This window comes from Enterococcus caccae ATCC BAA-1240, from assembly GCF_000407145.1.
Classification (GTDB): Bacteria; Bacillota; Bacilli; order Lactobacillales; family Enterococcaceae; genus Enterococcus_L; species Enterococcus_L caccae.
In genome coordinates, this window is the sequence record NZ_KE136472.1 from 1,097,304 (window position 1) to 1,110,766 (window position 13,463).

Sequence of the window (13,463 nt, forward strand, 5' to 3'; positions counted from 1 at the left end):
ACATATTATAAAGAAATCAATTGATCAAGTAAAAAAGTATAACTTTTGAATGAATGATCAAAAATTATACTTTTTTAAAATTGCAGCTATTTGTTTAACCAATTTTCAGGGTCTTGCTTCCAGTCTTTTAATAATACAACATCATTTGCTTCGATATAATTTGACTCTAATGCTGCATCAATCAATGTTGAATAATTTGTTAAAGTAATTAAGTCCATTTTTTGTGCTTCAAAATTTTCTTTCCCTTTTGGTAATTCATACGTAAAAATCGCTGCAACACCTAACACATCAGCACCTTCACGTTTGGCAGCATCTGCTGCTTCAAGCACACTTCCCCCAGTTGAAATCAAATCTTCGATCACAACCATTTTTTGACCTTTAAAAATACGGCCTTCGATTTGATTGCCTTTACCATGTTCTTTTGCTTTACTGCGAATGTAAACCATAGGTAAATCTAAAATATCTGCTACCCAAGCAGCATGCGCAATCCCAGCAGTTGCAGTTCCTGCAATCACTTGAACATCTGGATAGGCTTCTTTTATTTTGTCTGCTAGTCCTTTGGCGATATCTTTACGAACAACAGGATAGCTCATTGTAATCCGATTATCGCAATAGATCGGGCTCTTGAGGCCGCTCGCCCACGTAAAAGGTTCAGTTGGACTTAGAAATACTGCTTCAATTTCTAATAAATCTTTCGCAATCGCTTTAGCTAGTTCTGTCATTTTGTTTCTCCATTCCATTCATTTTTTATTTGTTGATATGCTACATATGGCTTTTCAGCTTGTGTTATTGGACGACCAACAACAATATATGTCGATCCGATTTTTCTTGCATCAATAGGTGTCACAACACGTTGTTGATCCCCAATATCACTACCGCTTGGACGAATTCCTGGTGTTAAACAAATAAATGCTTCACTTGTCGCATCATGGATATCTTTGGCCTCTAGTGCTGAACAGACTACACCATCTAATCCAGCTTTTTCAGTACATTTTGCATAATGGATCACACTATCTTTTAGTGGAACTTCAATCAATTGATTTTGATGCATTTCCTGTTCACTAGTTGATGTAAGTTGTGTTACAGCAATTAAAATTGGTACTTTGGCACCCTTTTGTGTTCCTTTTTTTAAGCCTGATTTTGCAGCTTCCATCATCTTAATGCCGCCGGCTGCATGCACATTCGTAATATCCACACCAAGTTTTGCTAAGCCGATCATTGATTTCTCAACCGTATTTGGTATGTCATGCAATTTCAAATCAAGGAAAACGGAATGCCCTAATGTTTTTAACCAGCGGACGATTTCAGGTCCTTCTTGATAAAATAATTCCATTCCTACTTTAACAAATAACGATTCTTCTTCTGGAAATTTATCCAAAAAGTTTGCTACATCTTTTTTTGAAGGAAAATCTAAAGCGATGATCGGTCTTTGACTCATTTATTTTTTTCCTCTCTAACCTCTTTAATTAGTTGTTCCAACGATTCGATACCAAGTTCTGCCATTCTATTAGGCAATGCATCGATCAATTTCGGACAAATGTATGGATCTGTAAAATTAGCTGTTCCAACCGCTACTGCACTGGCTCCTGCCATAAACATTTCTAATACGTCATCGACTGTTTGTACACCACCCATACCAATAATCGGTAAGCTAGAAATTTGAGCTACTTGATGAATCAAGCGAATTGCAACAGGTTTAATTGCAGGACCTGACAGCCCACCTGTTTGATTGGCTAACACTGGACGTCGATTTTTCAAGTCGATCCGCATTCCTAAAAGTGTATTGATCATGGAAAAACCGTCTGCGCCTCCAGCCTCGATTGCTTGCGCAACTGGTACGATATCCGTCACATTAGGAGATAGTTTTACATAAATCGGAACTTTAGCTACTTTTTTAACCGCCTGAGTTAACTGAAACGCAACCTCTGGATCAGTACCAAAAGCAATCCCACCATGTTTTACATTGGGGCACGAAATATTCAACTCAATTGCTTTCACATTGGGAGCGTCGCCAATCTTACTACAAACTTCAACATAATCCTCTTCACAAGCTCCTGCAACATTTGCAATGATTGGTATATCATAAGCTTCTAGTGCTGGTAATTTTGTATTCATGACTACATCTAAACCAGGATTTTGTAACCCAATTGCATTCAGCATACCGCTTGGTGTTTCTGCAACTCTTGGCGTAGCATTTCCAAAACGTGCTTGTGGTGTTGTAGCCTTGATCATGATTGAGCCAAGTTTTCCCAAATCATAATATTTAGCATATTCTTCACCGAATCCAAAACAACCACTAGCAGGAATAATCGGATTCTTCAGTTCTAAACCAGGAATATTGATTGCTAACGGATTTTCCATCATAAAACCACCTCGTTTGCTCTAAATATTGGTCCTTCATCACAAACCTTAACACTTTTTACTCCTGTTTCATCATCTGGCACATGGCAAACACAAGCATAACATGCCCCCATACCGCAAGCCATGCGTTGTTCTAATGAGAGAAAAACATTCGGGTTATCAGAAAAAACTTGGGCAACCATCTTTAACATGCCATTGGCACCACAAGCATAAACAGCATCTGGTTGTTCTTTTTGAATTGCATCTAATAAAAGATTCCCAACATTCCCTTCAACTCCAAACGAACCATCATCCGTCGCAAAACGTGTATCTCCTAAAGCGATAAATTCATCCTGAAAGTAGGCAACGTCTTTAGATGCATAACCCAAAAAGTGGATAACTTCAATTCCATTTTGTTTCAACTGCTTTGATAATTCATACATCGGCGGAATACCAATACCACCACCAATCACATACGCTTTTTGGCCCGAAGTCAGGCAGTCGACATCAAAGCCATTTCCTAAAGGTCCCATCACATCTAATGAGTCTCCAGTTGTAAGTTCAGAGAAAACTTTCGTTCCATCGCCTTCTGTTCGATAGATGATCGTGCAAGTCTTCGCCTCTTTATTTATTTGATTAATACTGATCGGTCGTCTTAAAAGCATATCAGCTCGCGGGACTTTTATATGAATAAACTGACCAGGTTTATCCATTTCCTTGACTAAATCACCTGTCAAAGTCATTTGAAAAATTCTAGGCGCTAATTGTTGTTGAGAGATGATCGTCATTATTTCCTGTTTCATTTATTTCGCTCCTTTACAACATGACGTTGAGAAAAAACAAGTGCCTTTTCCCAAAGCTTACTCAGTTTTAGATAGACTCCGTTGAAAATGCTCTTGATTCTAATACTTTTAAAATTGCTTCTGCTGTATCCAATGAAGTAAATAGTGGAACCCCATGTTCTACTGCTTCTCGACGAATCATAAATCCATCTTGATTTAGGTCAGAGCGATTTTTATCCATCGTATTCACAACAACTTGAGCCTCACCGCTGCGGATCAAGTCAAGGACCGTTTCTCCGCCTTGATTTATTTTGAGAACTGTTTTCACTCTCAAGCCATTTTTTGTTAAAAATTCAGCTGTCCCTTTTGTAGCAATCAAGCTATAGCCAATTTGATTAAAGCGTTTAGCTAGTAACAAAGCTTCTTCTTTCGTCTCATCTGCTATCGTGAATAGGACTGCTCCAAAACTTGGCAAGTGTAATCCTGATGCTTCAAAAGCTTTATATAAGGCTTTTTCCAAACTATAGTCTGAACCCATCACTTCACCAGTCGATTTCATTTCAGGTCCTAAATATGTGTCCACCTTTTGAAGTTTAGTAAAAGAGAATACCGGCGCCTTGATGTGTACTTGCTGACTTTCAGGATACAAACCATCTTGATATCCTAAATCAGTTAGTTTCTCACCAAGAATTGCTTTAGTCGCTACCTGAGCCATTGGAATTCCTGTGATTTTACTTAAAAACGGTACTGTTCGACTTGCTCGAGGATTAACTTCTATCACGTAAACTTTCTCCTCATGGATTACAAATTGGATGTTCATCATGCCAACACAATTCAAACCGATTGCAAGCTTTTTTGTATAATCAGCGATTGTCTGTTGAATCTCTTTTGATAATGTTTGTGGTGGATAAACAGCCATTGAATCACCAGAATGAACTCCAGCACGTTCAATATGCTCCATGATGCCAGAAATCAAGACAGTTTGTCCATCACAAATTGCATCAACTTCACATTCTTTACCTAGTAAATAGCTATCCACTAATACTGGATGCTCTGGTGAAGCTTTTACTGCATTGCGCATATAGTCTTCCAAGTCCTTTTGATTTTCAACAATTTCCATTGCTCGTCCTCCAAGTACATAACTAGGACGAACTAAAACGGGATAACCGATCTTATTAGCGACTGTCACTGCTTCTTCGGCACTTGTTGCAGTATCTCCTGGCGGTTGAGGTATATTTAATTCTTGTAATGCTTGTTCAAAAAGGTCTCGGTTTTCAGCTCTATCTAAGTCTTTGATTGATGTTCCTAGAATCTTAACGCCTTGTTTTACTAAAGGTTCCGCTAAGTTGATTGCTGTTTGACCGCCAAACTGAACGATGACGCCTGTAGGTTGTTCCAGTTCAATCACATTCATCACATCTTCTAACGTTAATGGTTCAAAATAAAGTTTATCCGAAATCGAAAAGTCCGTTGAGACCGTTTCAGGATTACTATTCATAATGATTGCTTCAAAACCTGCTTCTTGAATTGCTTTTACGGAATGAACCGTCGCGTAGTCAAACTCCACACCTTGCCCGATTCTAATGGGACCTGAGCCCAGCACTAATACGGAAGGTTTCTCAGAACGGATACTTTCGTTTTCAAATTCATAAGTACTGTAAAAGTACGGGGTTTGAGATTCAAATTCAGCTGCACAAGTATCAACCATTTTATAAACAGGGAGTATTTTTTGCTCGTGACGATACTCCGAAATTTCTTTTTCAGTCATCTTCCACAATTCAGCAATTTTTCTGTCAGTAAAACCATTTTGTTTAGCTTCTTTTAAAAGTTCGGAATCTCTAATATTTGCTTCTAATGCCGTTTCTAATTCAACAATATGAAGAAGTTTGTCTAGGAAGAATAAATCAATTTTCGTCAACTTAGCCAAATCTTCAATCGTAAACCCTCGTCTAATTGCTTCTGAAAGATAAAACAATCGATCGTCTTGAGCTTTTACGATTTTTTCAGTCAATAATTCGTCACTGACTTCTTGCATTTCTTTTAGCTCGTTGTGATACACTCCGATTTCAAGAGAACGTACAGCTTTCAACAATGATTCTTCAATATTGCGGCCTATCGCCATGACTTCCCCTGTTGCTTTCATTTGAGTGCCTAATCGCCGTTCGCCTTTTTCGAATTTATCAAAAGGCCAGCGAGGAATTTTTGCAACAACATAATCCAAAGCTGGTTCAAACTCTGCATACGTTGTTTCTGTAACTGGGTTTTTCATTTCATCTAATGTTAGACCTACAGCAATTTTGGCAGCTAATTTGGCAATGGGATAGCCAGTTGCTTTGCTAGCTAAAGCAGATGAACGAGAAACGCGTGGATTAACCTCAATTACATAGTAGTTAAAACTATGTGGATCTAGCGCTAGTTGAACATTGCAGCCACCTTCTATTTTTAGTGCTCTAATAATTTTAAGTGATGCATCACGAAGCATTTGATATTCGTGATCAGACAATGTTTGACTTGGAGCAAATACGATCGAGTCACCTGTATGGATTCCCACTGGATCGAAATTTTCCATGTTACACACAACAATTGCATTATCAGCAGAATCACGCATTACTTCATATTCGATTTCTTTGAATCCAGCGATACTTTTTTCAATCAAACATTGGGTTACAGGAGATAGTTTCAGACCATTTTCAGCGATGATTCGTAACTCTACTTCATTGTCACACATTCCACCTCCTGTACCACCTAAGGTAAAAGCAGGTCGTACAATGATTGGATAACCAATGGTATTGGCAAATTCTACCGCTTGTTCTACCGTATTGACGATTTCACTTTCAGGAATCGGCTGATCTAACTCTTCCATTAGTTGTTTAAATAAGTCACGATCTTCTGCTTGATCGATTGCATCTAGTTTTGTTCCTAATAATTCGACTTTTAACTCATCCAAAATACCAGAAGCAGCTAACTCCATTGCCATATTTAGTCCAGTCTGACCACCTAATGTTGGAAGTAATGCATCTGGGCGCTCTTTTCTTAAAATGCGAGAAACAAATTCCAGTGTAATCGGTTCGATGTAAACTTGGTCCGCGATTTCTTTATCCGTCATAATTGTTGCTGGATTTGAATTGACTAAGACCACTTCATACCCTTCTTCTCTTAAAGCAAGACAGGCCTGTGTACCGGCATAATCAAATTCTGCGGCTTGGCCAATAATGATTGGTCCAGAACCTATTACCATGATTTTGTTTATATCTGTTCTTTTTGGCATTCGTCCTGCTCCTTCCATGCATCCATTAATTCCATAAATTCATCAAACAGATGAAGTCCATCGTGGGGACCTGGTGCTGCATCTGGGTGGTATTGAACTGTAAAAGCTGGGTATTGGCGATGTCTAACCCCTTCAACTGTCCCATCATTTACTTCTACGTGCGTCACGATTAGTTTTTCAGGATCAACGGTTGTGTCATCTACTGCATATCCATGATTTTGTGAGGTAAAATCGATTCGTCCAGTCGCAATTTCCCGAACAGGATGATTTAATCCTCGATGTCCGAACTTCATTTTATAAGTATCTGCTCCATTCGCTAAAGCAAATAGTTGATGGCCTAAACAAATCCCAAAAATCGGTACTTTTCCTTGAATAGCTTGTATCATTTTAATTGCTTCTGGTACATCTTTAGGATCTCCAGGTCCATTTGTCAACATAACCCCATCTGGCGAGAGTTCTAAAATCGTTTCAGCAGCTGTATTATAAGGTAAAACGGTCAAGTTACAGTGACGTTTTGATAATTCACGTAAAATACTATGTTTCAAACCGAAATCGACTACAACCACATTACGACCAACCCCAGGACTTGGATAAGGTTTCGTTGTTGAAACTTGTGCTACTTGGTTTTTCGGTAAAACGGTCGCCTTAAGTTGATCGAATTCATGTGTTAGATCATCGTCAATATCAACAAATCCTGCTTTCATTGTTCCAACTGAACGAAGTTTCCTTGTTAAGGCGCGTGTATCTATTCCTGAAATACCCGGAATTCCTTTTCTTTTCAAAAATTCGTCAAGCGTCATTTGTGCCCGCCAATTTGAAGCAAGTCGAGCGTGTTCTTTGACGACTACACCTTTACAAGTTGGGGAAATTGATTCATAATCATCGCGATTGACACCATAATTACCAACCATTGGATAGGTAAATGTAATAATTTGACCATTGAAACTTTGGTCAGTGATCGTTTCTTGGTAGCCTGTCATACTTGTTGTAAATACAATTTCTCCAACAACATTAACTTCTGCACCAAACGCTTTTCCTTCAAAAACGGTTCCGTCTTCTAGTATCAATAGTCGCTTCAAATTTATGCATCTCCCTTAGACCAAGCTGATTGCCCATCAACAAAGGTCATTAATGTATTCCCTTTAACTTTCCAGCCAACAAATGGTGTATTGATCCCCATCGACTCAAAATCTTTGTCATCAATCGTTTCTTCTAACTCTAAATCGAAAACTGCGAGATCAGCAGGAGCACCAATCGTAAGTGTTCCAGCATCTAGTCCAAAAATCTCAGCTGGTTTTGTTGCCATCCAGTTGATTACTTGTTCTAATGTGAATTTTCCTGTTTCCACAAAATTTGTATAAATCAATTGGAAAGCTGTCTCACTACCGACAATTCCGAATGGCGCTTTTAAGAAAGTTTGATTTTTTTCTTCTAAACCATGAGGGGCATGATCTGTTGCGATGCAGTCGATTGTGCCATCCAATAAACCTTCGATCAAAGCATCACGATCAGATGTTGCTCTGAGCGGTGGATTCATTTTCCAAAAGCCATTATCCTCCGGAATATCTTCATCAATCAAAATCAAGTGATGCGGTGCTACTTCTGCCGTTACATGTATTCCTGCTCGTTTAGCATCACGAATCACACGAACACTTTCTTTTGTTGAAACGTGACAAACATGATAGTGAACACCTGTTTCGCCCGCTAACACAACATCTCGAGCGATTTGTGACGCTTCTGTCGAACTTAAAATCCCCGGTAGTCCTAATTTTTTAGAAATTTCTCCTTCATGCATAACTCCGTCAAAAAGTAATGACTCATCTTCTGTATGAGCCACGATCGCCATGCCGAGCGAAGCGGCTTCTTTCATAGCAAGGTACATTGTTCCAGCCGTTTGTACTCCTACACCGTCGTTTGTGAATGCGAAAGCACCAACTTCTTTTAGCGCTTTCTGATCTGTTAACGTTTCGCTGCGCAACTTTTCTGTAATCGGTGCATATTGTAGTACTTTTACAACAGCATTTTTTTCAATGATTTCATAAACTTCTTTTAATTTCTCTGCAGTATCTGGAACTGGATTTAAGTTAGGCATAGCACAAACGGTAGTATAGCCGCCTCTAGCCGCTGATTTGCTACCTGTTTCAATTGTTTCTTTATACGTAAATCCTGGTTCTCTTAGATGAACATGGACATCCACTAATCCAGGAGTGATCAGCTGTCCTTTAGCATCATAGACTTTTTCAAATGTACTTTCATCAAATGTTTCACCAATTGCTCTGATCTTACCATCTTCAAGCCAAATTTCTGCTGGAATTAACTGATTGTCTTTTTTTATGATTTTCCCATTTTTGATAAGTGTTTTCATGTTGTTCACCTATGCCTTTCCATGTAATACTGCTTCTAAAATTGCCATTCTCATATAAACACCGTTACTCATCTGCTGGATGATTCTTGATTGGATTCCTTCTACTAGAGAATCCGCCAGTTCAACATCACGATTGACAGGGGCTGGATGCATAATAACTGCATGTTTTTGGAGTCGTTTAGCCCGTTCAACGGTTAAACCATACTCTTGATGGTACTCTTCTTTTGAAAAGATTTCTGATCCGTCATGGCGTTCATGTTGCACTCTAAGTAACATCATAACATCTACCGTTTCAACCACTTCATCTAGAGGCATATAATGTCCATACGCTTCAAATTGCTTATCGTACCACTCTTCCGGTCCTGAGAAAAAGATCGTTGCACCTAGGCGTTTCAGCATTTGCATATTTGATTTTGCCACCCTAGAATGAGTGATGTCTCCCACAATCGCAATTTTTAATCCTTCAAAGTATTTAAACTCCTCGTAAATTGTCATCAAGTCTAGTAGACATTGGGTAGGATGCTGACCACTGCCATCTCCACCGTTAATGATTGAACACTGGATTGTTTTGCTTTGGATCAGTTCATCATAATAATTTTCTTCTCCATGACGAATGACTGCCACATCTACTCCGATCGCTGACATTGTCAGCACCGTATCATACAATGTTTCGCCTTTTTTCACCGAGCTCATACTTTCTTCAAATTCGATCACTTCGATCCCTAATTTTTTTTCAGCAACATCAAAGCTTTTATGCGTTCGTGTGCTATTTTCAAAGAACAAATTTGTCGCAAAGTATTGTTTTTTCTCAGGTTGCCAAGTTCCTCCCTGTTTGAACTCCTGTGCACGATGGATCAAGCCCATAACTTCTTGATCACTTAGTGCTTCTACGGTTAAAAGATGTTTTAAACTGATACGTTCAGATGTGATGATCATTCGTTTTCCTCCTTAGTTTGAAAGCTGAAAGTGCACACTTAGTCTTGACTAGAAATGAGAAAATCTATTTGTAACGTTCTTTGTCACAGGGATATTTTATCTTTTTTCCGAAAGACTAACTCTTGAAGCTAGATAACAATCGTAACAACGTTCTGTTTATCTAGTTAGTCTTTTCTTCACTACGTGCTGTTTCAGGTAAAATCAAGTTTAGAATAATTCCTAAGACCGTTGCGAGTGCCATTGATGATAATTCAAAGGTATCAAGTTTAAAGACTAAACCACCTATACCGACGACTAAGATCACAGAAGCAATCAACAAATTCTTTTTCTTATCAAAGTTGATTTGATTATCAATTAGTATTTTCAAACCGCTTGCTGCAATAACTCCGAATAAGACAAAGCTGATACCTGAAATAACTGGACCTGGGATACTCAAAATGACTGCACTTAATTTTCCTACAAATCCAAGTCCCACTGCGAATACTGCAGCACCTGCGATAACAAATACACTGTGCACCCGTGTAATGGCTAAAACTCCGATATTCTCACCATAACTTGTGACAGGAGGTCCACCGACTAAACCTGCTACGATTTGCGCAGCACCATCACCCATCAATGTTTTGGATAAACCTGGGACTTGGAAGAAGTTTCGTTTTGTTAATTTATTTAATACCATTAAGTGACCGATATGTTCTGTCATTGTTACAAATGCGATTGGCGCCATTGTTGTAATTGCATTTAAATGTAGTTTTGGTTGATATTGAACAAAAGGTATTTCAAAGTTTGGCATAGCAAACCAAGCTGCATTTTTAATTGGTTCAACATCTACGATCCCAAACAACAAAGCAATTAGATATCCACTCACGATTCCTAGTAAGATAGGTATCAATCCTAGAAACCCTTTGAAAAACATATTGTAAAAGATCGTCAAGCCAAGTGTAATCAAAGCAACTGCGATGAATTTAAAATCATACTCTCCCTTGTTAAACATAGCATTGTTTGCAGCGTTAGATGCAAGTCCTAATCCAATGACCATCACAACTGGTCCTACTACGATCGGTGGTAAAATTTTATCCAACCAAGCCGAGCCGATTTTACTAATGATAATGGAAACGATTAGGTAAACTAACCCTGTTGTGATTGCACCTTGAGCTATTGCTGGGTAGCCATCGCTTTTCATTAACATCTGCATAGCTGCTATAAAGGCAAAACTACTTCCGAGATATGCTGGAATCTTCCCTTTCGTTACAAACAAATAGACGATTGTTCCAAGTCCTGAACTGACTAAGGCAATTCCTGGATCGATTCCTACTAAAATCGGAACTAAGACTGTTGCACCAAACATTGTGAATAAATGCTGTAAACTTAAACCGACCCAGTGCGTTACCTTTGGTCTATCGTGAATATCTAACACTGCTTCTTCATTGCGAAAATTTTTTTCTGTCATCTCAACCTACCCTATCTTTACTATTGTATTTGTCTATTGTTCTGTACTTGCAATCAAAATTCGATCCGCACCATCTTTTTCCTCTACTTCAACAATGATTTCTTCTGCCATTGAGGTTGGAATATTTTTTCCAACATAATCCGCTCTAATCGGAAGTTCTCTATGCCCTCTGTCCACTAAAACGGCCAATGAAATTTTTCTTGGTCTACCAAGATCCATTACAGCATCCATTGCCGCTCTAATCGTGCGACCTGTGAAGAGAACGTCATCAATCAAAATTACTTCCTTTCCTTCTAATGAAACTGGAATATCCGATGAGTGAAGTTCTGGCTCTTCTAATGAACGTTTTTTCATTGATTGTCCGTCCATATCATCACGGTATAAAGTAATATCCAACTCTCCTACTGGAACATCGATTTGCTCCAGCTGTTTCAAACGTTCAGCAATTCGTTGGGCAATGTAGATTCCGCGAGTTTTGATTCCAACTAGAACAATATCTTGTATGCCTTTATTTCTCTCAATGATTTCATACGTGATCCTTGTTAGTGCGCGTTTCATTGTCACCGCATCGACAACTTCTTTTTTTTGCATTTTTTTCTCCTCCTAAAAATGTCATTCGAATGATGCCTTATGAGCTTCCTGTTTCAGTGTAAAGGCGTTACACTTGCTCTTTTTCATGTGTGTTAGTACTTGTTTTTCCTGATTTTAAGTAGTTGGGACTTTTGATGGTTCACTAGTGTGATAGCTTCGCTACAAACAAAAATCCTCCCACCCGTGTTCGGATAGGAGGATTGAATTTATCTATACAAAGATACCATTCAGTTCACACAGATTTTTTCTAAGCGCACTTAGATATTGTTCTGCATGTTTCCTTCTTAGCCTCACGGGACTACTCTTAAAGGATTACTTATTAAATTTTCTTTCTAAAACAGTGTACCTTTTCTTTTGAAATAAATCAATTATTATTTCTTAATTGGTCTAAAGTTTTTTCAAAAAGATCAGGTAAAGGGGCTTCAAAGACCATCATTTGGCCAGTTGTAGGATGTTTGAAACCTAGAACTTCGGCGTGCAAAAATTGACCATTCCCTTTTAACGTTTTTCTCGGACCATATAGTGGATCACCAGCAACTGGAAATCCGATATACTTCATGTGTACACGAATTTGGTGTGTACGTCCTGTTTCCAACTGCAACTGAACTAGCGTATAACCGTCAAAACGTTCTAAGACTTCAAAGTGAGTCACTGCAGGCTTACCGCCTTCTATTACTGCTTGCATTTTTCGGTCATTTTTTGAACGGCCGATCGGTGCATTTATCTCGCCTTTATCATGTGCTATTTCACCATGAACTAAAGCGATGTATTTCCTAAGCGAGGTTTTATCTTTTAATTGTTCCGCTAAAGCAACGTGGGCTTTATCATTTTTAGCAACCATTAATAATCCTGAGGTATCTTTATCAATTCGATGAACAATTCCCGGACGAATGATTCCATTAATCGATGACAAGTCTTTTATATGATACAATAACGCATTAACTAATGTACCATGCTGATGTCCAGCGGATGGATGAACAACCATGCCTTGCGGTTTATTGACCACTAAAACATCGTCATCCTCATAAACAATTTCAATCGGAATATCTTCTGCTATAACGTTAAGTTCCTCTGGTTCAGGTACATTGATACTAATTTCATCATGTTCTTTCACCTTATAATTTGAACGAGTCACTTCACCATTGACAATTATATTTTGGTCTTTTAACCATTGCTGGATTTGCGAACGAGAATGATTTTTCAGTACATCGCTTAATACCTTATCGATCCGCCCTTTTTCTTGTTTTATTTTCACATTAATTTGTTCCATTTTTCCCATCCTTCGCTGCTTTTTCGTCTAAAACTAAATAAATAAAAATACATATTACGCCAATCACTAGCGCTGAGTCAGCAACATTGAATATAGGAAAGCGAATAAATTCTGTTTGGAACATATCAACAACATACCCTAGACGAATTCGATCAATAAAATTTCCGACTGCTCCCGCTAGAACTAAACTCAAACCGACTGTGAACCACTTACTTCCATTGATATTTTTAACTAAAATATAGAGAACTACAGCAACTACGATTACAGTCACAATATAAAAGAACCACATTTTTCCTTCTAAAAGGCTCCATGCAGCCCCAGTATTACGCAAATTGGTAAATGACAAAAATCCGGGAATAAACTCCTTTGTTTCGCCTAGTTGAATATTGGTTACTGTTAAATATTTCACCCACTGATCTATTCCAATCAGAATTGCACTGATAATAAGATAAACTGCTAACAAC

The 13,463-nt window shown here is 38.4% G+C and carries 12 protein-coding genes; all 12 read right to left on the bottom strand.

Annotation, left to right across the window (positions count from 1 at the left end; translation table 11 throughout):
• Nucleotides 1-86: 86 nt before the first annotated feature.
• The 12 genes from pyrE to lspA all read right to left on the bottom strand — a co-directional run bounded on the left by pyrE (nt 87) and on the right by lspA (nt 13,462).
• Complete coding sequence (gene pyrE / locus I580_RS04940; RefSeq protein WP_010772403.1) at nt 87-722, bottom strand: orotate phosphoribosyltransferase; 636 nt, start codon at nt 720-722, stop codon at nt 87-89.
• Nucleotides 719-1,438, bottom strand: coding sequence for an orotidine-5'-phosphate decarboxylase (gene pyrF, locus I580_RS04945; RefSeq protein ID WP_010772402.1), 720 nt, complete (start codon nt 1,436-1,438; stop codon nt 719-721). Before pyrF ends, pyrE begins: the two co-directional genes overlap by 4 nt.
• A complete protein-coding gene (locus I580_RS04950) occupies nt 1,435-2,364 on the bottom strand; it encodes a dihydroorotate dehydrogenase (protein WP_010772401.1) in 930 nt (309 codons plus the stop codon). Before I580_RS04950 ends, pyrF begins: the two co-directional genes overlap by 4 nt.
• On the bottom strand, nt 2,361-3,143 hold the full coding sequence (locus tag I580_RS04955; protein ID WP_010772400.1) for a dihydroorotate dehydrogenase electron transfer subunit: 783 nt from the start codon (nt 3,141-3,143) through the stop codon (nt 2,361-2,363). Before I580_RS04955 ends, I580_RS04950 begins: the two co-directional genes overlap by 4 nt.
• Before the next feature lie 67 nt (nt 3,144-3,210).
• The gene (carB, locus tag I580_RS04960; RefSeq protein ID WP_010772399.1) at nt 3,211-6,390 is read right to left on the bottom strand and encodes a carbamoyl-phosphate synthase large subunit; all 3,180 of its coding nucleotides are present in this window, start codon (nt 6,388-6,390) and stop codon (nt 3,211-3,213) included.
• Nucleotides 6,369-7,469, bottom strand: a complete 1,101-nt coding sequence (locus I580_RS04965; RefSeq protein ID WP_010772398.1) for a carbamoyl phosphate synthase small subunit — start codon at nt 7,467-7,469, stop codon at nt 6,369-6,371. The genes carB and I580_RS04965 overlap by 22 nt, the downstream gene beginning before the upstream one ends.
• A gap of 2 nt (nt 7,470-7,471) precedes the next feature.
• Nucleotides 7,472-8,755: a dihydroorotase gene (locus tag I580_RS04970; RefSeq protein ID WP_010772397.1), complete on the bottom strand. Its 1,284-nt coding sequence runs from the start codon at nt 8,753-8,755 to the stop codon at nt 7,472-7,474.
• 9 nt (nt 8,756-8,764) lie between these two features.
• Nucleotides 8,765-9,691, bottom strand: a complete 927-nt coding sequence (locus tag I580_RS04975) for an aspartate carbamoyltransferase catalytic subunit (protein WP_010772396.1) — start codon at nt 9,689-9,691, stop codon at nt 8,765-8,767.
• A 160-nt stretch (nt 9,692-9,851) separates the two neighbouring features.
• Nucleotides 9,852-11,138 (bottom strand): solute carrier family 23 protein, encoded by a 1,287-nt coding sequence (locus I580_RS04980; RefSeq protein WP_010772395.1) that lies wholly within the window; start codon nt 11,136-11,138, stop codon nt 9,852-9,854.
• A 33-nt stretch (nt 11,139-11,171) separates the two neighbouring features.
• A complete protein-coding gene (pyrR, locus tag I580_RS04985; RefSeq protein ID WP_010772394.1) occupies nt 11,172-11,729 on the bottom strand; it encodes a bifunctional pyr operon transcriptional regulator/uracil phosphoribosyltransferase PyrR in 558 nt (185 codons plus the stop codon).
• A gap of 364 nt (nt 11,730-12,093) precedes the next feature.
• Nucleotides 12,094-12,999, bottom strand: coding sequence for an RluA family pseudouridine synthase (locus I580_RS04990; protein ID WP_010772393.1), 906 nt, complete (start codon nt 12,997-12,999; stop codon nt 12,094-12,096).
• Nucleotides 12,986-13,462 carry a signal peptidase II gene (gene lspA / locus I580_RS04995; protein ID WP_010772392.1) on the bottom strand — a complete coding sequence of 159 codons (477 nt, stop codon included), beginning with the start codon at nt 13,460-13,462 and terminating at the stop codon, nt 12,986-12,988. The genes I580_RS04990 and lspA overlap by 14 nt, the downstream gene beginning before the upstream one ends.
• Nucleotide 13,463 lies beyond the last annotated feature (1 nt).

Coding starts and splice junctions, on each gene's coding strand:
- pyrE (WP_010772403.1), bottom strand. CDS start 722: ATGACAGAACTAGCTAAAGCGATTGCGAAAGATTTATTAGAAATTGAA.
- pyrF (WP_010772402.1), bottom strand. CDS start 1,438: ATGAGTCAAAGACCGATCATCGCTTTAGATTTTCCTTCAAAAAAAGAT.
- I580_RS04950 (WP_010772401.1), bottom strand. CDS start 2,364: ATGATGGAAAATCCGTTAGCAATCAATATTCCTGGTTTAGAACTGAAG.
- I580_RS04975 (WP_010772396.1), bottom strand. CDS start 9,691: ATGATCATCACATCTGAACGTATCAGTTTAAAACATCTTTTAACCGTA.
- I580_RS04970 (WP_010772397.1), bottom strand. CDS start 8,755: ATGAAAACACTTATCAAAAATGGGAAAATCATAAAAAAAGACAATCAG.
- I580_RS04955 (WP_010772400.1), bottom strand. CDS start 3,143: ATGAAACAGGAAATAATGACGATCATCTCTCAACAACAATTAGCGCCT.
- carB (WP_010772399.1), bottom strand. CDS start 6,390: ATGCCAAAAAGAACAGATATAAACAAAATCATGGTAATAGGTTCTGGA.
- I580_RS04980 (WP_010772395.1), bottom strand. CDS start 11,138: ATGACAGAAAAAAATTTTCGCAATGAAGAAGCAGTGTTAGATATTCAC.
- I580_RS04990 (WP_010772393.1), bottom strand. CDS start 12,999: ATGGAACAAATTAATGTGAAAATAAAACAAGAAAAAGGGCGGATCGAT.
- pyrR (WP_010772394.1), bottom strand. CDS start 11,729: ATGCAAAAAAAAGAAGTTGTCGATGCGGTGACAATGAAACGCGCACTA.